Below are 25,324 nucleotides of genomic sequence, written 5' to 3' on the forward strand. Positions count from 1 at the left end.
CCCTTCCATCGTCGCCATAGATCTCGCTTCTGGGCTCGAGACATGCCGGGCCGCCCCATCCTTGCCATATCGTTCGCTCCTATCAGTGCAACTGTTGATCATGTTGCATTGACGGGTTGAACTCACCGCTTCTATTTTTGCAAATCTGGACGCACGAGCGGGACAACAGCGTGGCTAGAAAATTTCGAGACAAGATCAAGGGTCGGAGGACGACGGGCAACTTCGGTCTTGTGCCTGAGGCTGTAATTAACTCTGCGGCATACAAAAGGCTCTCTTGGCCCGCACGCGCGCTTTTGTTGGAGGTTGCTGCCCAGTACAGGGGCTACAACAACGGTGACCTGACTTGTGCGCACACGATTCACAAGGTGCGGGGATGGCAGCGCTCCACCCTTCAGAAGGCGACACAAGAGCTTGAAGGCGGCGGTTTCCTCATTAGGACTAGGCAAGGAGGTCGGAACCGCTGCAATCTCTATGGATTGACGTGGTATGCGCTTGATGAATGTCCTGGAAAAGGATTAGATCACGGATACCCGACCAAAGGCCCACCCTTATCTCTGTGGACGAAATAGAACTAGTAGCCCGCCGCAATGGCTAGGGAAGCTGGGGCTGGCCCATTTGTAGGGCTAGCCTTCGCTCCATGGTTGTACGTGTGGCCCGTGTTTCAGGCTAGTCATCGGCGTTAAAGCACTATTGCTAGCCCGTCGATAGGGCACCTATTAGAGATCACCACGTAGGCGCTCTTATCAGAAGCCCTGAGCGCTTTGTTCCCTTTGACGCTTTTGCTCCAAGTCGAATGCAGCTCGTGACTGGAAGCTTATCAACCCTTCTTCATGATTGACTAAGCCGATATAAATGATGCTGAAGTCAGCAAAGTTCCACTGTTCTTGCAGGCTGGAGAATCGAGCTCCAAAGCCGTTCTGAAGCTCGCTTACGCTGGTGCGGTTTGGGGCTCCCCACTTGCTGGAAAGCATCGTCGATACTTCTGTTTGGTCAGCCGTGCTGAGCGTTTTGAAGTCAATTTGCTCAATCTTCCCCCCAAGCACGACAACGTCGGCGACGTCATACACTCCCCTAGGTACTTCCTTGCTTGGGAACATGGCTTGAAGCTTTCCTTCCTTCGGCATCTCTCTGGGCTTCAGTGATTTGCTGTCGCTGGCCGACACGTCTTTCCAGCAGATGTTTGTGCTGAAGGTCGCATAGTAGATCGAGCCGTAATTTCTACTTTTTGCACACTCTGGAAGATTGGCATCCTGACCCAGTTCTAGCCCCAGGACGGACTTGGACGGCTCAGGTCGCGCGGGCTCAGAAGGCTCAACGCGCGGCGCAGCGCTAGGCGGGCTTTGATTGCAGCCCAGCAAGACGCTGGTTGCAAGAACGAAACAGATGGCGCGCATTAGAGTTTTCCCTCTGTGGTGGCCGAATCGTCTCCACCCTCTTCCTCAAGGAGCCCCGCACTCCTTAGCGCTTCAATGATCACTGTAGGTGCTTCCACTGCATAGAATTTGCCAGTGTCAGCGTTTAGCCGAATCGCAGTGATGGTGTTGACCCCGTCCCCTAGCAGCTCCGCTAAGACGGACCTAGCGTTCTCTTCTGTCAGGCGTAACATTTCTTCGATGCGCTTTTTCTGCTCGGCAGCGAAGGCATCCAAGTCACCGGAAAAATCCATGCAGTACTTCCCCCTTTGTCCTACGCTGATTTCACAGGATTACCCTCACGTGCGCAACGTCCGCTAAGGAAGGGCTCGGTCTAGCGTCGAGGTGGGAACGTGTCATCCTGTCTTTCGAGCCGCCGAAAAGACGGCATCGATTCTTCACTCCCTAAAGCGCGCATCACTCGGTGATGGGACAGTTGTTGGTTTCGGATTGCCGGGTAAAGAAAAAGCCCCTGAAATCAGGGGCTTAGTCTTTTATATGGCGGAGAGAGGGGGATCGGATCAACTCCAACCTAACCCCTTGACCCTGCAGCAGTTCGCAAACCGGACATGTGTCCTGTGTTGTGTCCCGCCATTCTACACCTAAGACTTTTTAGGCTTCCTCCCTGAGCTGTTCTTCCTATCCAACTTCCCATCTTCTTTCTCGTTTTCGAGCGCCTTGCGATGTTGTCGCTCTTTTAGAGTTGGAAATCGTATGGCTTGCTGTGGGGTTGGGACAGTAGATGGGACTGCCGATTCTAATCCTTGTTCGGGTGCTGGCGCTTGCACTGATGGCTTGGCCGAAGGCGAAAGAAGATTGTCCTTTATCAATCGAATCTTATCTTGGTTGGATAGACTTTCGCGGTCTTCGATTAGCGGGACCCAATCCATTGCGGGATCCACACTTGCCTCGTAGATATCGAAGAGATCTTTTGCTGCCTCAACGAAAGCGGAAATCTCGCGAGACGATTCAAGGCTAAGCCAGTCGGGTTGAACTCCAGGCTCTTGGCTGCACCCATCCCGAAGAACGTCGACGAAGTTGGAGTAAGGATGCTCTTTATATCTTACGGTGCCAGGTGACTGATTCTTATTGATTCGATCATTGAGGATGGTCAGAGAGCTCAAGGGAGAGCAGTAGGTTGCCGAGTTTTCGTAGATAAGATAGTGTGCCCACCCTATATTCTTCAGATCTAGTGATGCTTCCTCTAGTTTCTTAATGTCCGCGAGGGTGCTAAGGCAGTAACGTCTTAGCCGAATGAATTGTTGTTCGCTGGGGTAACGTTCTGTCGCAGGGGAGAGGTGTTCTGCCTTGAAGCTGCCTACATCCGATTGACCATTCTTTGCTTGAAAGACCGCTGCTCGAGCAAAGTCATTGCTGTGGCGAATGATCAAGGCGAAATCTGCTCCTGTGGCAGACTCTCCAAGCTTTCCTTTACCGCTCTTGTTGTGCCTCCGCCATGTCAAGGATGAGTTGCTGGTAGGTGGCATACCAGCCACACATACTTGGCAGGATTCACAGAACGAACCAAGGAGCGCCGCGGTAAAGCTTTCTTCATCAATATTATTTGATATCCCAGATCGGAGTAGGTGGAAAACTGCGATCTGGAGTGCCGCGCTAAGGTAGTTGGCTGGCGGGCTTCGCTCAAACACATCCAGCTCACTCAAAATCCAGTCATGGATTGTCGGAGTTGTCACCAAGTCGCTCACGGTTTTTGGTCGAAGCGTCATGGTATCCAAATCTGGATAGGCTGCGATAGTGGCAAGCCCTTTGCACTGCCCACTCATCATGCAGGGGCCCAAGTTCGCTAGCGAGCTTCATGATTTCCAGCTTCCACCGCTGAGGCCGATGGTATTCAGGAAGGCGGGCTGCTGCCTCGCTAAGGTCGGGTGGATACGCGTCGGGCGTCGAGGGGTCCAGCCAGCGTGCTATTGAGTCAATGACGTCAGGGTTGGAATCCGCTGCTTTGCTTATGGACTCATCAATCTGAATGGCCTTGTATAGAATATAGCGGCAGTATTTCATCCAGAAGTTCTCGGCATCGTTCAGTGTCCGGAATCGAAGTATTGGCTTTTGCGCTCCGAGAGGCCGTGATGCCCAGCGATAGTCGTCTATCCGCTCCTGATTTATTGCTACTCCAATCTTTTTAAGGAAGTGCGTTAGTTCGATTCTTGTCATGTTCCGCCCCTGATGTTGACGGAACTTATATCGGCGGCTGGCTTAGTCAAGAGGGTCGGCGCACGGAAAAGAAATGGGCCGCCCAATGGCGGCCCTTCAGGTCCTCTACGCTTGTTTGGTTATTGGGTCAGCTGGGCATACATGACAAAGAGGAACATCGGGAGGCCGCTAATGATGGTCATGGCTCCCACCGCGCCCATCAGGGTCAGCAGTGTCATGGCCCACCACTGCCACCATGAGAAGCCCTTGTCCCGCGCCTGGGCTACCCGGGCTTCTGCCGGGTAGAGCCGAGCCGCCTTCCGGCTTGCGCGTCGGGCCATGAGCGGCCCAACGACGAATCCGAAAGGTCCAGTGAGAAGCAGGGCACCCGAATACCACCAGAAGAATCGGTCCCTGGGGGCCATTAACTTGCGGCGGGCAGGGGGCGACTGGTCAAGAAGAGGGGGAGGGACGCTCATTTGGCGTAGGCCTTCCAGCTCCCTGACTCCTTCGCATACCTAAGGTTCTTGCTGACCGGAATGGGCACCTGGCGGCCGCCGATATCGATGGAGACTTTCCCCTTAGTGTCGCAGCGGTAGCCCGCCATGTCTTGGGCCTCTACGCATCCGGTCAGTTCGAAGTCGCGGATGTCGCCTACCCGTCCAGCCCCGCTTTCCTCCAGAAGGGTGGCGAGTGCCCTTTCGGCATCGTTAGTAGACGGCGGGCCACCGCAAGCAGTGAGGGTAAGTGCAATGGCCAAGCCGGCCAGGGGAAACCTTGCGTTCATGGGTCAATCCTTGAGGGTGATGATTGGGGCGGCCATAGGCCGCCCTGAATGGATGGCGAAAGACAGGGCTTACCGGTCGCGGTTCCCGTCTGCCTTGAAGCCGGCGAGCCACATCCGGCCGTCTTTGAACGGAGTCAGGATCCCGGAAGCCCCAGGGTGCAGGTCGGCGGTCCGAATGAACCCAGAGACCCAGGCCACGCGAAGCGCCACGTCGACGGCCCGGTCGGACACACCTGGTCGGCTCACGTTGAGGACGAACGGCTGGCTGGGCGGGTTAGGGCCAGTGGAGCGGCTGGCCCCAGTGTTGGCTTTGCTGGAGGGCACCCGAACGCCAGTCAAGGTATCCCTGCCTTTCCACAGGGCGGCGGTGTTGAGCTCGGCCATGTCGCCCAAGTCGTCGACCTCGGTCAATGCCGCGTTGGCGCAGGTCCGGAACACCTCGGTGGTCGATGCGGAGGGGCTGGTCCACACACGCGCTTCAATCGTCCAGCAGGGCAGAGACGCCCCCCACTCCTGGAACGTCAGCGACACCCGGGGCCAGTCGAGCCGTCCCTGCTGGGCCAGCTGATGGTTGTCACCCTTGAAGAGCCCTTGAATCTTTCCGGCCCCGCTGACCGGGGTGTAGATCGGCTGCTTGCCAGGGGCTTGACTGGCGGTAGCCCCGGTGGGCTTCACTCCAATCATCTGGCCGCCAGCATCTTTCAAGCTCTTCCCGAGCTGCCTGAAGAAGCCGGGCTTCCCTGACTCCGGGTTGGGCTGGGCGGCTTCTTGGGCCGATGCGCTCTGGCCACTCAGCAACAGCGCGGCCGCCAGGACGGCGGCCATCCTTGTGGTGTCCTTCATTAGTTGCCCCTGTAGACCGCCACGCCGGCGGCATTTACGATAATCGCAGATGTGCAATCGGGTTCCAACAGTCAGACTTGGGAGGAGTTCAGCTTTGGTGCAAGAATCCGGATGCAGCCCAAAACGCCTACGACGGTCTATGGCAAGCGCCTGCGAAGCGCCAGGCTCGCCAAGCGTTGGACACAGGCGCAGCTGGCGGAGCGGATTGGAATGGTGGACTCCGTCTCGGGGGCGACCCGAGTGAGCCGCTACGAAACGGGTCAACATGACCCTGACCCGGCGACCTCTCAGGCATTAGCTAAAGCGCTAGGTCTTCCGGTCGCTTACTTCCATGCAACCTCAGATACGCTGGCCGAAGTGATTTTGTTGGTGTCCAGGCTGCCGGTCGCCAAGCAGAAGGAAGCCCTCCAGCGCCTGAAGGACATGTTGGCTAAATCGGAGGAAGGGCGTTGAAGAAGGTTATCTGGAAGCTGATGATCTTCTTCGCTTCATGCGGTTCGCTGCTTTCAGGCTTCTTTTGGTTCATGTCCGCCAGAATCCAGCGCGAGTTGATGGATGCTCCCGGTGCTCCCGAGCAGTTCTCAAAGACGATGTTGGTCTTGTCAGCTGACATGAACTACTGGGCCGCCCTTGGTGCTTTTTGCACAGGCGCGGCACTGGTCTTGTCCGCCATGTTTGAAGATTCGAACAGCAGCGATTGAGGCTTCTGCCGGGTCTTGAACCTCGACCATCAGTCAGCTTCCTATCCAAACGCGTCCATGGAAGAGACCGCATGTTTATCTACGTCGATGAATCCGGCACGTTCGTTTCTGCTGAGAAGAGCAACAGTTGGTGCGTCGTTGCTGGGTATGTCGTCCCAGAGGTGGCCAGGAAGCAGGTAGAGCAGTCGCTGGCACTGCTCAAAGGGCGCTTGGGGCGCGGTATCCAAGATGAGGTCAAACTGAAAGACCTGTCAGAAGCCAACCTGACGCGCTTCCTGGGCGAGCTTGGTAAGCTCGAAGCAACGCTCTTCGTCTCTGCGATTGACCTGGGTCATCAAGACCCCGAAGTGGTGGTGGCGCACCAAGCAAAGCAGGTCGAGAGCGTGAGAGCCAATCGTCCAAACATGCTCTATGAAGAGGGACGTGCTTCCATCGATGATCTGTCGGACAGGCTGGAACGTCTTTCTCCACAGCTCTACACCCAGATGGTGGCGCAAATCAGCCTGCTGGATCAGGTCTTTCGGGTAGCGACGCTTTATTACGTCCAACGCTTGCCGGCGACACTAAGCAGCTTCAAATGGCGCATGGATGAGAAGAACTCGGTTCGACCGATTTTCGAGCAGACGATTACTCATATGACCCCGGGCATCATCCAGGCAAAGTCTTTTCGAGACCCCGGTGTCTTCGTGGAGGGTTTCGACTACTCCCACTTCGATAGGAACTTTAGAAGTGCCCCCCAGGACATTCCAGCCTACCTCCAAGAAGCGGTTGATCATACGATCAAGTCCGCGGTGAACTTGGGAGCGGTCATGCGAGATTCCAAGTTCGTTCGCTCGCACGATGTTCCTGGCATTCAAGTGGCCGACCTGTTGGCGTCGGCCTGGCGCAGGGTGCTGAGGGGGGAGTTTGAGGACAACGAGGGCGTCGCGCGTCTTCTGGGGGTGATGACGGTTGAGGGGCAAACGCCCAATCCCTCCATCCACCTGATGACATTGGGCGAAGAGCAGTTGGCGGGAGGGACAGCGTATCGCGCGGCCCTGAATGCAAAACGGACCTGTAGGCCAATGGTCTACAAGAGAGCGGCCAAGGGCCGCAATAGCCCTAAGGCAAAGCCTTCAGGGGGTTAAGAGATGGAGGCCTTGGGGAATCGTGCTCTGAGCCTTCCCATGAAGTCGTGCCACTCCCGTTCAAACATTGAGGATGCTGCTCCCCCGTTGGAGAGCTTGGCCTCCTTCAAGAACTGCGGAAAGAGGTAGCCTTTGAAGCGTTGAGTCGACTTTTCCGTAAAGATGCGCAGTCCGTGCTGGCTGATCGAATCCACCAGTTGCGGAAGCGCGGCATAGCCTACGACGGCAAAGGGGTAGCGCTCTTGGATTCCGGCTTCCATGCCCCGTTCCTCGAGCTCGCTTTCCACCAGGGTCGAAAGCGCGTCAACGGACTTGTCGCCAAACAGCACCCAGTCTTCCAGGGTGACGACCAGGCAATAAATCGGTCCGTCTAGCACTTGGATGCCTGCTCGGCCCGACGTTGCATCAAGAATATTGCGATAGTTCTGGACGACTGCCTTGGCCAAACGCTTCAGGCCGGCCTCCAGATCGCCCGGGTTAGCCGCAAGCTTTGCCGGGATGGGAATGCGCATGGTCTTGCATTCCACAAACACGGTGGCGTTGGTATCCGTCAGCAGCCAGTCACTGCCTTGGTGCTGTGCCCCATTCACTACGTATGGGGCGGGACGCTCAGCCGCCGTTTCGCCCTGGATGAGGCCAAAGCAATCCCCTACCACCTCCTCAAATGCATCGCCGTAAGCTTGGGCGAAGCCGGCAGCGTCCGCGAGGTCATAAAAGAGCCCGGCGAGTAAGCGCTTCCCCAACAACTGTGGTCGCGGACAGGCAAGGTGATCTGGTGCGTCGGCGCGGAGCTGGATGAGCGGCCTTACGACAATGGGGTTGGGTGTGTAGTCCCACGAAGAATCATACCTAGCGTCCAGCTTGCATCGGTCGCGTAATAGCCTGGGCGTGCCAGTGATTGCTGCCACTCGGGCTGCGACCACCGAGGGACTCAGGCCAAGCTTGGCGAGCTGCGGGGCCAAGGGCACTTCGTAGCTGCTCATGAAGAGCGCTTGGGTAGCTCCGGCCAGCAGGAAGTAGTCCTCCGATGTCAGTCCCAGTGCGTTGAAAACAACGTTTGAAAGGCGACCCCGCTTGTAAAGTGACCAGTAGCGTCCAAAGTAGGCGGGGCCAAATCGATCAAAATGAGGCAGCTGTTGGTGGCCGATTCGGTGCATGGTTGTCCAGATATCCAGGTCACACCTTGCCTTAGAATCGCTGTAGCTACGGATGGCGTTGTGCAGCGTGCCTAGGTCTTGCCAGTTTCGCAGTGAACAGCGAGCGCCTTTTGAGGCTCCTGCGTGCTGAAGCACTTCTCTCAGGTAGAGATCTAGGTAGAACTCGAAGGTGTAGGCCTTGATCTGGTTCGGCAGCCCTGGCCGAGAGTGCTCATACTCGATGGGGAGTTGGTGCCCATAACCAACATGCAGGCTATAGGCCCAGATATGAACGATGGAGTCTCGCAAGCCGAAGTTGGCAGCGATCTTTGCGAGCTGATTGTAGGTCACGTTGGGGCCTCTTCCGATGAGGAGGCCCATTATCGGCCCTAACGCGGGCCTGGCGGATGCCCGTGCCGACCCGTCGCCTGGGGCCGCCGCTGCGCGAGGCTATCAAGGGTAGAACTTCCGAGGGTCCGACAACGCCGCCTTGAACTGCCCCGCTTGGTAGACCGGAAGTGCCACATCAGGGCGATACTTCTCCAGGACTGCGATCTGCTTCGTTCGTGCCTGCGCTGGCTTCTTGTGGAAATAGGCCTCGTGCAGCACAGGGACCCGCTTGCTGATGGAGTGGCCGGTGACCAGGGCAATGTCCTCGTCGGCCACCCCCATGTGATGCAGCTCCGTGGCAAGAGTATGCCGGAAAGCGTGGAACCCGACGCCTTTAGGAAAGCCGAGATCCTTCATGTATCGGCTGAACTGGTTGAGGACGCCTTGGCTGTAACGGGCGTTGGTGTCGCCATTGTCGCGTCGCACGCCGGCAGACAAGTGGGGGAAGAGGCGAGGATGGCCACAAGCTCGGATGTCCTCCACGAACGCCAGGAAACCAGCATCGAGCAGCGGTTGGGGAATGGGGAGCGTCCGAACGGCTGCTTTGCCTTTTAGGCTTTGGCGGCTCCGGTTCCTGTCTCTGTGGCTCAGGTCCGCGTCTACCGTCTTCTGGATCTTGATGCACCACACACCAGCCTCTTGGACGATGTCGTTCAACTTCAGCTGAGCGACTTCATTGATGCGCGCTCCCGTGTGGAGTCCAATCATCGGCACCCACCACCGGTGGGGCGCTTTCATGGCCCAGGGGATGAATGTGTTGGGGGCAAAGATGCGACACAGATCTTCTTCGTCAAACAAACGCTCGGCCTTGTCGGGGTCAATGACCAGGTCCTTCTTCGCCTCTGGGAAAAAGTGCATGGGGGAGCCCACAATGGCTTTTGCCTTGTCCAGCCGGCCAAAGAAGGTGACCAGGAACCGTCGATGCTTTTCTACGGTGGCCGGTGCGGGCGGCTGGACGCGGAGCGCCTTCCCCTGAGCCACCGCCTGCTCATACGTGAAGTTCCGATACTGAGGGTCCGACTGGAGAAGAGGTGGAGCCCAACGCATCAGTTCCCAGAGTCGGTAGATATGCACATGGTCGACCCGCGACACGGGAATATCCCCACAGGCCATAAGGAGCATCTTCAGTGACCGCGCCGTGGCCTCGATGGTGTTGCGTGTCAGGCCCATGCGCTCGCGGTCAGCCAGGTAGTCCCGGATCTCGATAGACAGCAATCGGGCGGGTGCGGCGACGGGGAGAGGCTCAGGGTGGCGCGTGCCATTCTTTCCAAGGAGCGCTCGACGGGTCCGCTCGCAGGCGTCGTTGATGATCTCTTGAGCATGGATGGCTGCTTCTCGGCCAGTGACGATCATTTCACCGATGCGGACGCGGCCAATGCGCACGTTTGTCAGTTTGAGAGTGCCCGTCGGGTCTGCGAGGTAGGAGTTGAGGTGTTTCGAGGTGGGGGAGGTCACTGCGTTGCTTCCATCTGAAGGATGGAAGTACAGATACTGCGGGCCTAAAAATCGTCAACGAAAAATCGGCTTTTTATTCACGGCCTTAGGCATCGTCTGAGAGGTGCCATTTTGCACGTCTGACTAGCCAATCGTACCGCCCTAAAACACGGTGGCGTTTACATTAGAATCAATAACTTGCACTGGTCAGGTCAGCCCATTTTCGGAGTCATTACCGTACTGTTTAACTGGCATAAGCTAACAAAGGGTGCGATTCAACATGAACGCAAGATAAACGACTTTCGATTTTGTTAGTTTGTTAAGTGCAGTTAATCAGTTGGTGACACCTATCGAGGACTGGCAGTGGTTCGTCGCCGTGTCTAGGTATCGGACGCTTTACATTCTGTGATGGCGATCTCAGAATCGATGCGTCAGGAGGGACCTGACGAGTTTTCCCACATTCGACAGAAGGAGTTTGCGATGGCTGGTGGTAAGTATTGGTCCGGGCAGGAGTGCCCGAAGACTGCGACCTATGGGCAGTACAACGATGCAACGGGAACGTATGCGGGCAGCTCGAGCGATCGCCGCGTCGAAAAGGGCGAACGTTTCCCGCCCAGTCAGAACAACCATCACTTCGAAGAGAAGTGACGGATGGGGGGAGGGCTTACGCCCTCCCTCCTTCTTGTGTGGTTAGGAAAGCGAGGGCGCGCCTCCAAGGAGGGGAGTGGCTTTTTGAGTTCAGGAGAGACCGTGGCTGGGGGAGCAGATGACCATCTTTCGGGTATACGACATCATTTGGGACGTGGATGGCGCGTCGGTGATGCTTCCGTCCGAAGTCGAGATCGCCTGTGTTGATAGGGCTTCCCTGCCGGGCGCTCTATCAGACGCCTACGGGTGGCTGGTCACAGACTTCAAAGTAGTTTCGGCAGCAGGGGCCTAGGGTGCTTCCTACAGCTGCGCTTGAACGCTGCGGTCCGGCCTGTGCGCAGGGGAGGGCAGCGACACGGAAACAGGGGGCTTTATGGGTATTACTGCGTATCGCGGCGGAAAGCCGATCACGGACGAGCTTGAGCTGCAGGCTTACCTCGCATCTCTTTTGCGACTGGAGAACGTAGGCCTGCTGTTGGGGGCAGGGGCATCGTGCTCCGCGGGCGGGCAGACGATGAGGACGCTGTGGACATCCTTCCTGAGGGACAGTCCTGCCGATGCGGAATGGCTTCTGTCCCAGAAGTTCATCACCGAGGATGAGCGGAGATTGCCGCTTCCGCCACTTCCGGCTCTGTCTGCGGGAGCTACCACGGCATCGACAAATCCGTTTATCACAGGGCTCACTGCCAGCTTGCCCAACTTTGAAGTGCTGCTGGACAGGCTGGAGATAGCCATCCTTGAGTGGGAGCGCCAAGAGAGCTCGGAAATCACCCGAGCCCAAGCCGCTAGGGCAGCGCTTTTCAGATCTGTAGTTGGTGCCGCGAAGCTGAAGGAAGATTGGTGGACGTCTCCGTTAGGTGCTGATCTAGCCGAAGAGCTGGGAGCACATCGCTCCATACTTCAGAAGCTCACTGCTGCTCGTCAGCCTGGTCAACCGGCTCCTTGGATCTTCACAACCAACTACGACTTAGCCATTGAATGGGCAGCCGAATCGGTCGACCTTCAGGTCATTAATGGGTTCCTGGGCGTGCACAGCCGCCGCTTCTCACCCCAGAGCTTCGACCTCGGGTTCCGCAATGCCCAAGCCAAGGGCGAAGCCCGTTTCGGCGTCTACAACGTCTACTTGGCCAAGCTCCACGGCTCGCTGACCTGGAAAGAGGTTGACCACAGCTTGTATGAGGTGCCGGCGTCTGAAGCTTGGCGCGATATCGATGAGTTCTTGACAGGGTTCGCGGACAAGCTGAGCTACTTGGTCCTCCCCCGCGCTGCCAAGTATCTTCAGACCGTCGGCTATGTAATGGGCGAACTGCTGCGACGATTCGCGGAGTTCATGGCCCGCCCGCAGACGGCTCTGCTGATAAATGGCTATGGCTTCGGCGACGAGCACATCAACCGTCTCATCCGCTCCGCCCTGCTCAATCCCACTCTCCAGGTAGTCGTGTATTTGCCTGAGTTCAAGGGAGACCCCTCAGCGACGGACCTTCCGCAAACCGTGCGAAGACTCCTTGCTCTTCAGACGCCACGCCTGACCATCGTTGGTGGGGGAAGTAGGGCCTTCACCAGCGCCTTAGCAAATGATCTTCCAGACCCAACGGTCTACGATCAGGAGCTGGCAGATCTGCGCAGGCGACTGATGCCTGAGAAGCCAGATGGGACCGAGGACGACGAGCCATGAGGAGCCGCCAAGCCATAGGCTATGTTGTCCAAATCGATGGCGTGGATATCACTCTGAACCTGATGGATGTCCATCGGGGCCAGTTGGCTGCTCACGTCCATGGCGTCTCGGTCGTCACTGAAGTTGGCAGCCTTCTAGGGATTGAATCCGGTGGGCGGCTGCTGGTGATGAAGGTTCAATCCCTGTCGTTCGCTGAGCCCAAAGAGGTTCATCGGGTCGGACTTTCGGGGACTTCGGCTTCCTCCGAACCCTTGCGTCACCTTACGGGCTTGGTGGTTGGTCGACTGCGCCGCGATTCTGAACGACTAACGTTCGTATCGGATTCGCTTTCCTCGCCGGCGCTGGGTGCGGAGGCCTTCCCGCTAACAGACGACGAGCTCTCATCGATCCTGGGTGGTGACGCAGCCACGCCGGCGGACATCCACTTGGGGGATGACCTCCGAGGCGGCGGCCGTCTGACCATTGATCTACAGAGTTTAGTGTCCAGGCATGTGGCGGTGCTCGGCAGCTCAGGGCAAGGCAAGAGCTGCTTTACGGCTGCGGTGCTCCAGCAGATCGCGAAGATGCCTAAGGCGCGCGTCGTCATCTTCGATATCAACGGTGAATACGAAGACGCCTTCCCCGCCAGCAACTACCCTGCGAATGCCATCAAGGTCACTCGGATCGGTGGGTCGGATTCGGACAGCTACCGCATCCCCTACTACGCATTGGGTCGCCTTGGCCTGCAACGTCTTTTGTTGCCAAGTGACAAGACTCAACGGCCCGCCCTGACCTTTGCCTTGGACCATTTGAACAAGATTAAGTGGTTTGCGTCTTCTAAGGGTGCAGGCCTCGAGAGCGACACACAGGCTTCGCTCTTTGATGACTGTAGAGGCGACAGGGTGTTGGATGCTCAAGCCATTATTCAAGGCCTAAGAGCAGGAACGGCTCCCGTCGCCTCAGCATGGCCGCCCATGCAGGCGATGGGGCCGCTAATAGCAGATAGCCACGCCATTTCGCCAAGCAACAAAGGATTGGAGCGCAATGCCTGGAACTACGGCAACATCTCTCCCCTCATCACACGCATTGCCCGCTTCACTGACGATGACATGTTCAAAGATGTCGTTGACGTCGCGGGAGGCGCGGGCTGCGGCGGCCCACTCAGCTGGCGCAACGAGTCAAAGGCGGTCGTGGAACGACTATTTGGCGGTGATGAGGTCGACTGGCGGGTGCACATCGTTGACCTCCGACGTGTATCTCATGACCTGACCCCCTTTGTCCTGGGTGCTGTTTTGGAGCTCTATGCTTTCGAGCTGTTTAGCCGTGGCCAAGAGAACAAGCGGGAGACCCTGTTGGTGCTGGAGGAGGCGCACCACTACCTACGCCAGATGGGAACCGGCGACGAGGCCGTGAACAACGCCTTGGCATATGAGCGCCTAGCCAAAGAGGGGCGCAAGTTCGGACTGGCGCTCTGGTTGAGCACCCAGCGCCCATCGGAGATCTCTCCAACCGTGCTTTCGCAGTGCAACACCTGGGTGTCCTTCCGGCTGTCGTCGGAGAAGGACCTTTCGGCCATTCAGTCTGCTAGTGAGTGGGCGGACAAACGGGAGGTCCGGCGCATTGCTGGTCTAGCTCGTCAGAACGCCTTGGCCTTTGGTGGCAGCCTACAGATGGCTACCCTGATCCGGGCTCCGACTGCGGACCCGCTGCCTCGTTCGGAGGACGGGCGGTTCAACCAATGGGCTGATAGTCTCGACGACGGGCTCGACGTAAACGAATTCTTGTAGGGTGGCTAGGTCCAAGTGGCAGTAAGCATCAGAGGTAGGGCAACGTGGATCATTTCGAGGGGGTAGTTCTAGACTTCCTGCGGGCTGACCGCAGGCTTTTCGTCAATCCTCAGTGCTGCATCCAGTTGAATCCGGGCAGTAATCCGGACACCAGCGGGCCCCACTGGTATTGCGACGCGGTCGCTGTGAACGTCCGGGACCGGGCTGCCTATCTGTGCGAAATCTCCTATGCGGCCCGCCTACCAACCCTGCTGAATCGGTTGAGGAGCTGGGATGAACACTGGGAACGCCTGCGGACAGCCCTAGCCAGGGATTGCGGTATCCCAGCCGATTGGACGGTTCGGCCGTGGCTGTTCGTGCCTAACGATCGCTTGGAGCGCTTGCGTTTGGGCACAGCTGCGCTATCACTTATGCCAGAGCCACGGGTTACGGCATTGGAGGAAGTCCTTCCTTGGCGCTACCGATCTTGGGACCGTGGAGACTACCAGGATTTTTTATCATGACCGATGGTTACATTGCTGCTCTCCACCCTACGTTGGTCGGATCATCGTCGAGCTGCTGGAAGCTGGCTTGCGCTCACATCTACACGGATATGTGGTGCGGGAGGCGCGGTTGAAGATGAAAAACCGAGACATTGGAGCGGAGATCGCGGCCGCGCGAGCTGCCTATCGACCGCCAACGCTTCACGCGAGGGTCAATCTCTTCGCTATTCGATGTTTTCGGGACACAGGAGACGGGGACTACATTGCTGCGCGATTGGCGATGAGAGCGAGGCTGTATCCGCAGTATCTGGCGGCAGCCGAGCAGGCGGTCGAGAAGTATCTAAAATGCATCCTTATGCTGAATCGCTGCGACACAAAGCGCCTTGGCCACAGACTGGCGGACGCGTTCGACGACGTTCGAACTAAGCTGTCACTTGATTTAGAGCTGACAGAGGTGGAGCAGGAGACGTTGGACAACCTCGTCCGCTGGGACTTTGATCGCTATCTGGTTCGCTCCTACCAAGTGGAGGATAGCGAGTTGGGTGGCCTAGATTTGCTCGTTTGGCGTCTACGACAGTATTGCGAGCCCCTTGACGTGGCCCACTACGCTGATGCCCCGTCCGCGGTGCTCTTCAGGAAGAATGTGGCTGCGATTGCCGCCCGAAGCATCGCCACACCCAAGGTAGGGCATCTCCCCAACGGTGATTTGGAGAAAATCCTGGCAGACAGGAATCATCCTGCCAGAGAAGGGCTGGTGTGGCGAAATCTCCGATTTAACAATGCCGGCCGAAAGCGCGCACGCGTGTCTGCGGGCTGGCGAGTCGTGAACTCGCCTCTTGATATGACCGATGATCAGGCTGTTGTGGAAGACGCTAAGCGTTGGATGAAGCTGGGCTGAGGCATTGCTTCAATCATCTTTGACGCCTTGCGCGCTGATAGCATGCAAGATGAACGTTAAAGGGATGAAAGGTCCTTCTCCGCAGGTCACCGGCATCAATGACGACCTTGGCCTCGATCTGTTCCACGTATGAAACAATGTGTTCCGGTTATGGTGTGGACGACTTGGCGTGAATGGGAGAGTATACGTCTACACCGACAAACCGGAAGTCCTTCTTGCGTAAAGATTTGTAAGAAGGTGTAGGTGTCTCGATGGATTCGTCCATTCCTAGCCTGGAGCGGGGTTTCGGTAAAGCCGGAAAGAGAAATCCGAGTATAAGCTTCGAAAAGCGCCCCAGCAATGGGGCGCTTTTTTTTATATTGTTCCGAGGGTCGGCTGACGGAGCGTGCAATGGGTCCGGTTAGTTGGCCGCTGGGCGCTAACCAAAGCCCCAGATCCTGCTAAATAGCAAGCGCGCTGCTTGGGAGCTGTAAAAAAACTCACTATTGCAAAAGCTGAGCGATCAGATGAGGGGCAAGTCTGCCAGCTTACGCTTGAGTGCGACCATCACCGTGTAGAGCTTGCCTTTCGGCAGGGTGTGGATGCTTTTGAGCGGATAGGAGGATATTACTTTCAGATGAAGCACGCCCGGGTCGGGGTGGCGGATTATCATGAAAATGGCAACGCCTTCGAGTTCCGTCTGATACATCTGTTCCTCGGATACCCAGTCGCCGTTGATTTTCTTGCTTTTCTTGAAGACCCTGACATGGCCAGCTTCGAAGCGATTGGCCATGTGGTGAACTACGTTAAAGCTCTCTTCGTATCGCGCAATGCAGAAATAGCGCTCAGCCGCCAAAAATGGGATCTGATCGCCGTTTGCCTTCTCGTCGCAGAAGACATGGGGGCCAAAAGATATCGAAAGCGTTATTCGCGCGCCTTCAATGATGATGTCTCTAGAGAAATCTTCCAAGTGGGAAAGATCATATTTCTTTCCTTTACTTATGACCTGAGGCCAACTCATTTACTGTTACCTACCATTCGGTGCGCGACATGCCCGATTGGGCCGGTATCTTCGAATGCTCAGGATCTAAAGTTTTGAGCCACCCGGCTTCCTAACTGCGCGACCAATCCTTCCACGCTGGAGGGTTGAAGTAAGAAGATCCTCCATTTCATCCAGAATCGAGATTGGAATGCGAATCGTAGTATCTGCGTCGGCGTCCTCGAACCCTTTAAGTTCAGCGCTGACCTGCGCGAGGAGCTTTTTCGCACGTTCTTCCGTAGCCTTGTTCATCCGCGATCTCCTTGTCAGATACTGGATTGTTCGTCAATGCCTGCATCATAGCAAGATGAGAGACGGATTCTTCTTGAGATTTGTAGAGGCTGTCCAAGGTTGGAAGAGCGCACTTAGGCATCCTGGCGGATGCGCGCGCCAAGGGCTTCGCCCCTGGGACCCCAAGCCTCTGCGAGGCTTGCCAACGGCAAAAGCTGATCCATAAAGAACCTGTTTTCACAGGAGTCTTTATGGCCATCTTCCACACATCAGTCAAAACCTTCAGCCGAGGCAAGGGCCAGTCCGCCGTCGCCGCAGCCGCCTATCGGGGCGGTCTACTGCTGTCCGATTTCGCGACCGGGCAACAGCACGACTACCGCCGTAGGAGCGGCGTTGTCGAAACCTTTTGCCTCGCGCCGCCAGATGCACCCGACTGGGCGCTGGTGCCCGGCGAGCTTTGGGCCGTGGCCGAAGCCGCCGAGCGCCGTAAGGACGCTACGGTGGCTCGCGAGTTCGAGCTGTCGTTGCCCCATGAGCTTTCGGACGAACAGCGCGCACACTTGGCGTTTTCCATTGCCGAGGCGTTGGTAGACCGCTACCAGTTCGCCATTCAAGCCAGCATTCACTCCCCTGGAACCCCGGACGGGCTCAACCATCACGTGCACCTGCTTGCCAGCACCAGGCGCATTGGTCCGGATGGGTTTGGACAGAAAACGCGCGAGCTCGATGGGGGCGTGTCGGGGAAAGTGCAGGTTCAATGGGTCCGGGAAATGGTCGCTGAAACGACCAACGCACATCTTGAAGCCGCTGGCCTGACGGTCACGATTGACCACCGCAGCTTGGCAGAGCAGGCTCGGGCGGCGTCGGACCGGGGAGACGAACTCCAGGCGGTGGCATTGTCTCGAGAGCCGACCAAGCACCTGGGCAAGGCGGCTGCCGCGCTGTCCCGAAAGGGCATGGACAGCCGGCTGGTAGCAGAGAATGACGCCATTGAGGCCGGCAACGCCGAACATCTGGACCATTTCACCATTCAAGCTGGGCGTGAGGGCAGGGCCGTGCCCATGCATCCGTCAGTCGGTCATGGCCAAGGTGGCCGGCCGTCCTCCATGCGGGGCTTGGCTCCTGGCTTGGAGATTCGAGGCGTGTCCGGAATGCGGCTGCCTCAGGTCTTGGGCCGCCAGCACGAAGCGAACGAAGATCAGCGGCCCATCAGCCTCGCCGAGCGCGTGGCTCAGGCCCTGCGAGACCTTCAGGACATCGCGCGCGCCAGGGCAGACCTGGCGACCCAGCGCATCCGTGCTGGTCTCGAATGGGCTCAAGCCGAACTTGGGCGGGCTGGGGAGACCGTCCCGTTACGGCAGTGGATCACCAAGGCGGTTCTCCAGGTCCGGGCACTGCGAGCGGCAATCCTGGGGCGTGCCTTGCGATTGGTGTCGCTGGGCAGGGCTGAACGCCTACATCACCTGGCTCAGCACGAATGGGAGCGCTTCAACACCGACTACCCCATGGGAACCAACGGCTACTCGCGCCCAGAATGGACGCAGCGCCGGGAGCGCCGCCTGTCTGCGCTGGAGCAACGGACCAAGGAGCTGGAGAAGGCGCGGTCGCGGGGCTCCGCCGAGGCATTGGCGGAGGTCGATGCGGATGTTCTTCGTAGAGCGACCGAACTGGAGGCCATGCCTTCGCCGTCACAGTTCGTCCTTGAGTGCCAGACCATGGCTCCGGTTGTCGCCGACTCCCCGGTGCCAGTTTTGAAGCCACGGCCGCCCACCCTCCATTGAACGAAAGAGCCCCGCAGATGCGGGGCTTTGCCTTTCAGTGAATCGTCGGTCCAGAAGGCTTTCGAGGAGCCGGCGCGGGAGCCAGCCCGCGTGCCTTGCGCCATTCGTCGGGCGAAATGAACGTTGGCGGCACCTGATCTCGGCTTACAGTCGCCGCCCGTGGGGCAGGTCGCGCCCCGGCGCTGGGCACATAGGCTTGCTGCGCTTGTCCGGCAGGTGATGCTGCGAACCGGCGCATCAGAGCGGCGGCTACATCCAGAGCGTGTTGAATATCGGCTTCGCGTTCGGCGACGTCTCTGGTCCCGCTTTGCGCCATGAGGGCGGGCAGAAGGCGGCTGGCGATGCGAAGTTCTACGTTGGCAGGCATTGGATCTCTGAAGCTCTCAGTATGAAGGGTCTTCACATCGAAGCACTTCGTCCCAGTTTGGCAAGAGACGGAATCTGCGCTGGTTCACAAATATTGAAGTTGACTCTCAATGCCTAGGGATGACAGAAGCCTGCCGGTAACAAAGTCATGCAGCTGTCGATTCGGGTTGTGGTGCCAGTCTGACTAGCCAATGCCCGCCGGGCGCTTGTGTGGCTGTCAGCAGGTCATATGTCTGGATCATGTCCAGGAGGCCGGAGTGGCCGTAGGCCTTCGGCGAGAAGGATGGGTCAGTCCGCTTCAGATAGTGGCCGAGTGTCCCTAGCACCACTTCCCCGTCCGTGGTCCCATCGGCTAGTAAGGCAACCGCGTCGACAAGGAAGCGAGGGCGGCGTTTGGGAATCGGCTTGGCCACTTCGGCTTTGCTGGGCGCGACTTTAGCAGTCGGAGCAGGCGACTCTTCGCAGGTCGCATTCGACTCCGTTGGTTGCCACTCAAAAAACTGGTCGCAGGCGTTACGCAACGCCTCTGGCGTCTTAGCTTCACCCACGATGCAAACCGTGGCTCCTCGTTCTCGAAGCTTACGACACAGGTAGGCGAAGTCAGAGTCACTGGTGACCAAACAGAAGGTGTCTGCGCGCTGGTCGAACATGGCTTCTAAGGCGTCCAGCGCCAACGCGATGTCCGCCGTGTTCTTGCCAGCGGCGTATTGGTATTGCAGGCATGGGGTAAACGCTTGCCGGACGAGTGTTTCCTGCCAACGCTTGGTCAGCGTGGAGTGGTTGCCGTAACCCCTCCGAACCACCACCCGGCCGAACTGCGCTCCCATCAGTAGGGCATGGTCAACGATCTCAGGGTTTACATTGTCGCAATCGACCAACACAGCCACTTTGCTATCGTGAGCGGCGGATCCGTTTGCCATTTTGTTGGTCCTTACGCTGCGATACGTGCATCAAGGCCTGCATGCTCCCTTAAGAGGTAGAGCAGGCCGCCTCCATCGATCAACTCGATGGGCTTATCCTTTGCGAACTCGAACGCCGCAGTGCCGTAGCCGCTGGTGCAAACTAGGATGCCTTTGCTGGCACCTTCGTTGAGCATGGTTCCGTAGAGGTCCCGAACCGCGCTGACGCCAACTGTGTCCTTATAGCGCTTGGCTTGAATGACGACCTTTCCACCAAGCACCGGCCGGGTGTCGAAGGCCACCGCATCCACGCCGCCGTCGCGGGAGCTGCGTGTCAGCTTTGTATCCAACCCCATTTGACTAAAGAGATTCGATACCAGCGCTTCGAACTCACCAGGGGTCAGCTCCAGCAGGTTGGGCCGCGACTCCAGGCCCGAGAGCACGTCTGTCTGGGCAATGAAGCGCTTATCGACCATGTTGAACTCAACAATCGGCTTGATGGCTTGTAGCTCATCCGGCCGGCTGGATACCTGAGCGCCCAAGTTTCGGAGGCATGGGATCTTTTCTACTCGGTCCAGCCGTAGTTGCAGGAAGGAGGCCTTGGTCGCGCGGACCGAGACCACAGGGACGCGGACCTCTTGCCCAGTGGTGGGGTCGTGTGCATCGACCACGCCATTGAAGGTCACCAACGCTAAGGCATCCGCTTGGTCGGCTTCAAACACCTCGTGCAGTGTGCGCAAGGTGATCGAGGCGATGATGTCCTGGTAGAGCGCTTTGATGTCGCTTGCCTTACGCGCCTTGGCGTCGATAGCATCCCGGGTCTTGACGTAGCGGTAGTCGGCCTCCGTGGGAACGACCGAAAGCTCTGGAAGGTCGTATTCGATGATCAGTTCCTTGGACGCGTCCGCATACGCGAGCTTGTATCGCTGGGGAAAGCCTTGGGCCGGGTATTCCGAGCGTGCCAAGACCATGTCGTTGTAGGCCACGATGGCATCAGGCTCATGGGCCAAGTAGGCGCGTTGGAACTCGTCAACTTCCCCGTTTCGGCGGGCCACGTCGGCCTCGTAGAGGGCGCGAGCAGCCTCGTGTTGAGCACGCAGGTCAGCCAGCTTCTGCTTCTTTAGCGTCTCTGCCCGTTGGAACTGGTCGAGGATTTGCTGGTGGGCCTGTTGCGCCGCCGCCAATGCAGCCGCGTGCTTCTTCCCGGCTCCCGGCCAAAAGCGGGCAAGGCCCGTCGGTGGGACGATCTCCGCAGCGGCTGGTGCGAAGCCGGGCACCAACTCCTTCGGCACCTCAAAGGCAGGGTGGGGGGCGGTGTGACGTAGGCTGTCAAAGCGGATGGTGTCGTTCACCGATAGGGTGTGCACCAGCAACCCCTCGAGCTCCTCCAGGCGGTCCTTCAACTCGGCGTTGAGATCGTCGACCTCGCCCTGTCGATCTTCTAGGTATCCCGCTTTGGCTTGGCGAGCGGCTTCACGTTCCGACAGCTCGTAGGCGCGAATCTCTCGCAACAGCTGTGCGGCCGCCATGCGCTCTTGGCGCTCCAACTGCCTCTGTTGAGTGGCTTGCATCCTCTGCTGGCGTTTGGTCTCCCGCTCTGCCGCTGCCGCTGCCCGGCCGGCTGCCCGCAAAAACCCTTCTAAGCCGCTTCGCCGTCCCATACATCCTCCTGATGTTGAAAAGCTAAAAAGACAAACCGCTTCACCCGCCGTCGCGGGGTGTTTAGCGCTTTAACCGGTCAGGAGACTCCTGAGGAGCGGCAGAGTCAACCCATACGAAAGCACCGCCAGCCCCGGCGAGACGCCTTTAAGGCCTTCCAGCTTTTCCCGGACCGTGAAGGTCCTGCTGTAGGTCGCATGGTGCTCGTCGTCCAGCTCATGGCCCACCAGTTGGGCCCGGAGTTCGGACACTACGCCAGCGCCCTGAAGCTCTTGGATGAAGGTCTTGCGCAACGAATGGAAGCCCCTTTTGGCTTCCGGCCAGTTTGCCCCGACCTGTTCCAGGTGTCGGCCAAACGCCTTCGTGATCCAGTTGCCCGCACCGTTTTTGGCGTTCGCCTTGGCGGCGGGGAAGAGCCGTGGTGCCTTCTGCGCTCGAAGGGTGCCCACCCAGTCCAAGAAGCCCAGCTCAATGAGGTCGGGATGCACGGGGATGGTGCGCAGGCTCACCTCGGTTTTGACCTTCTGGTGCTCCCCCTCGTCAGAAATACGGATGCAGGGCAGTCCGTCCACCGTCAAGACATCCTCGACCAAGAGCTGACCGACCTCTGATGCCCGGGCACCCGTGTAGAGGCCCAGCAACGAGGCCCAACGGGCGGACAGGGCCAGGTCTTGGAACGCGGCCGGTGCGAACAGCGCTTGGACCTGATGACTGTCATAGGCTTTGAAGCCGAACTTCTTCCGCGCCCGCTTCTCCCTAGTGGAGTAAGTGATATGGCCGGCCGCTGGGTTGTCGCCTTTGGGGTAGTGGCCGGATGCAATCGCCCATTCGAAAAACCCTCCGCGGCCGCCGACATAACTTTGCTTGTTCGTAAGGGTGGGGGTGGCTGCGCCCCCGTCCCGCATGAACTGATACCACCGAGCCAGGTCGGACCGGGTGACCGAGTGGAGTTTGGCCTTTTCCCCCAGGAAGGACACCAGTGCCTCGATGGCGGTCTTTTTAATGGTGAACGTTTTGGGGAGGCAGCCGGGCTGGATGCTGGCCAGCCAAGCGTCGCGGGCCTTGCCCAGGGTGATGGTCTCCACGGCAGGCTTGGTCACGCGACGGGCCACGGGCATGGGCGGCACGCCCTCACGGATCAACTCGCTCAGCTCACTGGGCTGAGAGGCAGAGAGCTCCATCATCTGCTGATAGAGCCTGACATCGTCTGGCGTGTCGATTTGCCAGTGCTCGGTCACCGTCCCGTCTGCTGTCTTGGTCCGGTTCAAGATCAACTGCTGTAGCGGGTCGCCATCGGTCAGGCGCCTGAGCAGCGCGTCGATGTCCTCTTCCTTGATTCCCATGCGTTGCTCCCTCAACACGTCGAAGGCTTGAGCATAGCGCGCCGCCAGTTGCAGGGCGCGCAACTGGGCCACGGCCAGCTCGGACGTGCGCAGGGTGCGCTTGAAGATGCGTCGGCCAACGATGGCCTGGAGATCGGTGGGGACCCGTTGCCGGAAAGACCAGAGCCCTGAGGGCGCGCGAACGAGGTGGTGTGGGATGCGCATCGCGAGATGTGTCCCGATTTGTGTCCCGCCGAAGATCACCCCAGAAAAGCAAAAACCCCTGCGTAAACAGGGGTTTGCGTAATCTGGCGGAGAGAGGGGGATTCGAACCCCCGAAGCGCGGTTTAGACGCTTACACACTTTCCAGGCGTGCTCCTTCAACCACTCGGACACCTCTCCGGATCCCTGCCATCGGCAAACGCCTCAGCAGGGGCGCAGATTCTAGCGGGCTGCGCGGCACTTCACAAGCACCCCGGCCAAGAACCTGCGAAGGGCGTGCCGGAGGCGAGGGGGCTGGACAGGCATGGCACAATGGAACATCCGATGGAAAACGGTGGCCTGATGTCCTATCTCGTCCTTGCCCGCAAGTGGCGTCCGAAGCGTTTTGCCGAGCTGGTGGGCCAGGAACACGTGGTCCGTGCGCTCAGCAATGCGCTGGACAGCGGCCGGGTCCACCATGCGTTCCTGTTCACCGGCACCCGCGGCGTGGGCAAGACCACCATCGCGCGCATCTTCGCCAAGTCGCTGAACTGCGAGCAGGGCACCAGTGCCGATCCCTGCGGCCAGTGCGCGGCCTGCCTGGACATCGACGCCGGCCGCTACATCGACCTGCTGGAAATCGACGCCGCGTCCAACACCGGCGTGGACGACGTGCGCGAGGTGATCGAGAACGCGCAGTACATGCCCTCGCGTGGCAAGTACAAGGTCTACCTGATCGACGAAGTGCACATGCTGTCCAAAGCGGCGTTCAACGCGCTGCTGAAGACGCTGGAAGAGCCGCCGGAGCACGTGAAGTTCCTGCTGGCCACCACCGACCCGCAGAAGCTGCCGGTCACCGTGCTCAGCCGCTGCCTGCAGTTCAACCTCAAGCGCCTGGACGAGGACCAGATCCAGGGCCAGATGACCCGCATCCTGGCGGCAGAAGAGATCGAGGCCGACGGCAGCGCCATCGTGCAGCTGGCCAAGGCCGCTGATGGCAGCCTGCGTGACGGCCTGTCGCTGCTGGACCAGGCGATTGCCTATGCCGGCGGCGCACTGCGCGAGGACGTGGTGCGCACGATGCTGGGCACCGTCGACCGCACCCAGGTGGCCGCGATGCTGGATGCACTGGCCGAGGGCGATGGCCCGCGCCTGCTGCAGGTGGTGGCCGCGCTGGCTGAATTCTCACCGGACTGGAGTGGTGTGCTGGAAGCGCTGGCCGAAGGCCTGCACCGCATCCAGGTGCAGCAGCTGGTACCGGGTGCGGCCGTTGCCGAAGGCCTGGATGCCACCGCATTCGCCGAGCGCCTGCGCCCGGAAGTGGTGCAGCTCTGGTACCAGATGGCCTTGAATGGCCGCCGCGACCTGCCGCTGGCGCCGAGCCCGCGCGCGGGCTTCGAGATGGCCGTGCTGCGGATGCTGGCATTCCGTCCGGCTGCCGCGGTACCGCCGGTGCCGAAGTCGGTTGAAGGTGCAGCAGGCGGCAACGTTGCCGGTGGAGGCAGCGGTGCCGGCAACCACGAAGCGGCGCCGGCCGCTGCCGCCGCTCAGGCGGCCCCGACCCCGGCGACGCAGGCGGCCGCGCCGTCCGAGGCTGCGCCGCGCGAACCTGACCCCGAGCCTGAGCCGGCCCCGCAGCCCGAGCCGGACCCGACGCCGGAACCCGAGCCTGTTCCGGTGGAAGAGCCCGTGTCGCCGCCGCCGGTAAAGGCCGAAGCAGAGGTGCCGCCGCCGGCCGCTGAAGCAGAAACGAGCGACGATCTGCCGCCGTGGGCCACCGACGAAGCCGAGTCTCGTGACGCAGCACTGGCGGCCGAGATGGCCGGCCCGGAGGCGGCCATGGTCGCGCCCTGGCACGAGCCGCCGGCTCCCGCCGCGGCCCCCAGCGAACCTGCCCCGCCCGAGCGCCCGTTCCGCGCCGATGGCATTGCCATTGCACCCGCCGAACCGGTCCCGGCGCGTGATACCGCGCCGCAGGACGGCGTCAGCGAGCTGGCCACGGCCGAGGACTGGCTGGATCTGGTCGCCAACAGCGGTCTCAGCGGCCCATCGCGGCAGTTGGCCGCCAATGCCGCCTTCATCAGCTGCCAGCACGGGACCTTGAAACTGGGCCTTTCGCCCGGATTTGAATACCTGCGCTCGGAGCGCGCGCTGGCCGCCCTGGGCGAGATGCTGGAAAAGGCCCTGGGCCAAGCGCCGAAGATCGTGGTCGAGACCGTGGAAACCGAACACGTTCCGGCCGAGACCCTGCACCAGCGCGCCGACCGCCAGCGTGGCGAACGGCAGCAGGAAGCAGAGGCCGTTTTCATGGACGACCCGGAAGTGCAGGTGCTGATCCAACAGCACGGTGCCCGGGTTGTTTCCGATTCCATCCGTTCTTTTGACGAGTAAGAC

General features: G+C 59.2%; 22 protein-coding genes and 1 tRNA gene. 9 read left to right on the top strand and 14 right to left on the bottom strand.

The features are described 5' to 3' along the window. Nucleotides 1–743: 743 nt before the first annotated feature. The 6 genes from QRO91_RS05245 to QRO91_RS05270 all read right to left on the bottom strand — a co-directional run bounded on the left by QRO91_RS05245 (nucleotide 744) and on the right by QRO91_RS05270 (nucleotide 5,196). The gene (locus QRO91_RS05245; protein WP_171968764.1) at nucleotides 744–1,394 is read right to left on the bottom strand and encodes a hypothetical protein; all 651 of its coding nucleotides are present in this window, start codon (nucleotides 1,392–1,394) and stop codon (nucleotides 744–746) included. Further along, nucleotides 1,394–1,666, bottom strand: a complete 273-nt coding sequence (locus QRO91_RS05250) for a hypothetical protein (RefSeq protein ID WP_171968763.1) — start codon at nucleotides 1,664–1,666, stop codon at nucleotides 1,394–1,396. The genes QRO91_RS05245 and QRO91_RS05250 overlap by 1 nt, the downstream gene beginning before the upstream one ends. Before the next feature lie 348 nt (nucleotides 1,667–2,014). Next, entirely contained in the window at nucleotides 2,015–3,139 is a 1,125-nt protein-coding gene (locus tag QRO91_RS05255; RefSeq protein WP_285310307.1) for a hypothetical protein, read from the bottom strand. Between the two features lie 567 nt (nucleotides 3,140–3,706). Next, nucleotides 3,707–4,045 (bottom strand): hypothetical protein, encoded by a 339-nt coding sequence (locus QRO91_RS05260; RefSeq protein ID WP_285310308.1) that lies wholly within the window; start codon nucleotides 4,043–4,045, stop codon nucleotides 3,707–3,709. Continuing rightward, entirely contained in the window at nucleotides 4,042–4,353 is a 312-nt protein-coding gene (locus tag QRO91_RS05265; RefSeq protein ID WP_164207812.1) for a hypothetical protein, read from the bottom strand. Before QRO91_RS05265 ends, QRO91_RS05260 begins: the two co-directional genes overlap by 4 nt. A gap of 69 nt (nucleotides 4,354–4,422) precedes the next feature. After that, the gene (locus QRO91_RS05270; RefSeq protein ID WP_164207810.1) at nucleotides 4,423–5,196 is read right to left on the bottom strand and encodes a hypothetical protein; all 774 of its coding nucleotides are present in this window, start codon (nucleotides 5,194–5,196) and stop codon (nucleotides 4,423–4,425) included. Between the two features lie 111 nt (nucleotides 5,197–5,307). Here QRO91_RS05270 and QRO91_RS05275 point away from each other — a divergent pair, with 111 nt between their 5' ends. The 3 genes from QRO91_RS05275 to QRO91_RS05285 all read left to right on the top strand — a co-directional run bounded on the left by QRO91_RS05275 (nucleotide 5,308) and on the right by QRO91_RS05285 (nucleotide 7,024). Continuing rightward, entirely contained in the window at nucleotides 5,308–5,649 is a 342-nt protein-coding gene (locus QRO91_RS05275) for a helix-turn-helix domain-containing protein (RefSeq protein ID WP_088429199.1), read from the top strand. Then, a complete protein-coding gene (locus QRO91_RS05280) occupies nucleotides 5,646–5,897 on the top strand; it encodes a hypothetical protein (RefSeq protein WP_088429173.1) in 252 nt (83 codons plus the stop codon). Before QRO91_RS05275 ends, QRO91_RS05280 begins: the two co-directional genes overlap by 4 nt. Before the next feature lie 71 nt (nucleotides 5,898–5,968). Continuing rightward, complete coding sequence (locus tag QRO91_RS05285) at nucleotides 5,969–7,024, top strand: DUF3800 domain-containing protein (protein ID WP_164207808.1); 1,056 nt, start codon at nucleotides 5,969–5,971, stop codon at nucleotides 7,022–7,024. Here QRO91_RS05285 and QRO91_RS05290 read toward each other — a convergent pair. Next, nucleotides 7,021–8,511 carry a hypothetical protein gene (locus QRO91_RS05290; protein ID WP_239591823.1) on the bottom strand — a complete coding sequence of 497 codons (1,491 nt, stop codon included), beginning with the start codon at nucleotides 8,509–8,511 and terminating at the stop codon, nucleotides 7,021–7,023. The two genes, QRO91_RS05285 and QRO91_RS05290, sit on opposite strands and share 4 nt — an antisense overlap. 102 nt (nucleotides 8,512–8,613) lie before the next feature. After that, nucleotides 8,614–10,005, bottom strand: coding sequence for a site-specific integrase (locus tag QRO91_RS05295; protein ID WP_164207806.1), 1,392 nt, complete (start codon nucleotides 10,003–10,005; stop codon nucleotides 8,614–8,616). A gap of 387 nt (nucleotides 10,006–10,392) precedes the next feature. Here QRO91_RS05295 and QRO91_RS05300 point away from each other — a divergent pair, with 387 nt between their 5' ends. The 4 genes from QRO91_RS05300 (at nucleotide 10,393) to QRO91_RS05315 (ending at nucleotide 15,453) form a co-directional block, all read left to right on the top strand. Next, a complete protein-coding gene (locus QRO91_RS05300) occupies nucleotides 10,393–10,632 on the top strand; it encodes a hypothetical protein (protein ID WP_164207768.1) in 240 nt (79 codons plus the stop codon). Between the two features lie 373 nt (nucleotides 10,633–11,005). After that, the gene (locus QRO91_RS05305; RefSeq protein ID WP_164207804.1) at nucleotides 11,006–12,307 is read left to right on the top strand and encodes an SIR2 family anti-phage-associated protein; all 1,302 of its coding nucleotides are present in this window, start codon (nucleotides 11,006–11,008) and stop codon (nucleotides 12,305–12,307) included. Beyond that, on the top strand, nucleotides 12,304–14,073 hold the full coding sequence (herA, locus tag QRO91_RS05310; RefSeq protein WP_164207802.1) for an anti-phage-associated helicase HerA: 1,770 nt from the start codon (nucleotides 12,304–12,306) through the stop codon (nucleotides 14,071–14,073). The genes QRO91_RS05305 and herA overlap by 4 nt, the downstream gene beginning before the upstream one ends. 612 nt (nucleotides 14,074–14,685) lie before the next feature. Next, nucleotides 14,686–15,453 (top strand): HEPN domain-containing protein, encoded by a 768-nt coding sequence (locus tag QRO91_RS05315; RefSeq protein WP_164207800.1) that lies wholly within the window; start codon nucleotides 14,686–14,688, stop codon nucleotides 15,451–15,453. Between the two features lie 502 nt (nucleotides 15,454–15,955). Here the strand turns inward: QRO91_RS05315 and QRO91_RS05320 are convergent. Both QRO91_RS05320 and QRO91_RS05325 read right to left on the bottom strand, forming a co-directional pair. Beyond that, complete coding sequence (locus QRO91_RS05320) at nucleotides 15,956–16,453, bottom strand: hypothetical protein (protein WP_164207798.1); 498 nt, start codon at nucleotides 16,451–16,453, stop codon at nucleotides 15,956–15,958. 66 nt (nucleotides 16,454–16,519) lie between these two features. After that, on the bottom strand, nucleotides 16,520–16,723 hold the full coding sequence (locus QRO91_RS05325) for a hypothetical protein (RefSeq protein WP_164207796.1): 204 nt from the start codon (nucleotides 16,721–16,723) through the stop codon (nucleotides 16,520–16,522). Between the two features lie 230 nt (nucleotides 16,724–16,953). Here QRO91_RS05325 and QRO91_RS05330 point away from each other — a divergent pair, with 230 nt between their 5' ends. Continuing rightward, nucleotides 16,954–18,483: a MobA/MobL family protein gene (locus tag QRO91_RS05330; protein ID WP_164207794.1), complete on the top strand. Its 1,530-nt coding sequence runs from the start codon at nucleotides 16,954–16,956 to the stop codon at nucleotides 18,481–18,483. Nucleotides 18,484–18,995: 512 nt separating this feature from the next. On the opposite strand, the gene QRO91_RS05335 is transcribed toward QRO91_RS05330, so the two are convergent. The 4 genes from QRO91_RS05335 to QRO91_RS05350 form a co-directional block, all read right to left on the bottom strand. Beyond that, nucleotides 18,996–19,769, bottom strand: coding sequence for an NYN domain-containing protein (locus QRO91_RS05335; protein WP_049450268.1), 774 nt, complete (start codon nucleotides 19,767–19,769; stop codon nucleotides 18,996–18,998). Nucleotides 19,770–19,780: 11 nt separating this feature from the next. After that, entirely contained in the window at nucleotides 19,781–21,277 is a 1,497-nt protein-coding gene (locus QRO91_RS05340) for a restriction endonuclease (RefSeq protein ID WP_204314520.1), read from the bottom strand. Nucleotides 21,278–21,478: 201 nt separating this feature from the next. Further along, a complete protein-coding gene (locus QRO91_RS05345; RefSeq protein WP_164207790.1) occupies nucleotides 21,479–22,954 on the bottom strand; it encodes a DUF6538 domain-containing protein in 1,476 nt (491 codons plus the stop codon). An 84-nt stretch (nucleotides 22,955–23,038) separates the two neighbouring features. After that, nucleotides 23,039–23,131: transfer RNA gene (locus QRO91_RS05350), tRNA-Ser, on the bottom strand. 144 nt (nucleotides 23,132–23,275) lie between these two features. Here QRO91_RS05350 and dnaX point away from each other — a divergent pair. Beyond that, nucleotides 23,276–25,321: a DNA polymerase III subunit gamma/tau gene (gene dnaX / locus QRO91_RS05355; protein WP_197619973.1), complete on the top strand. Its 2,046-nt coding sequence runs from the start codon at nucleotides 23,276–23,278 to the stop codon at nucleotides 25,319–25,321. Nucleotides 25,322–25,324: the final 3 nt, after the last annotated feature.

Source organism: Stenotrophomonas maltophilia group sp. Smal32 (genome assembly GCF_030237085.1).
Taxonomy (GTDB): Bacteria; Pseudomonadota; Gammaproteobacteria; order Xanthomonadales; family Xanthomonadaceae; genus Stenotrophomonas; species Stenotrophomonas maltophilia_Q.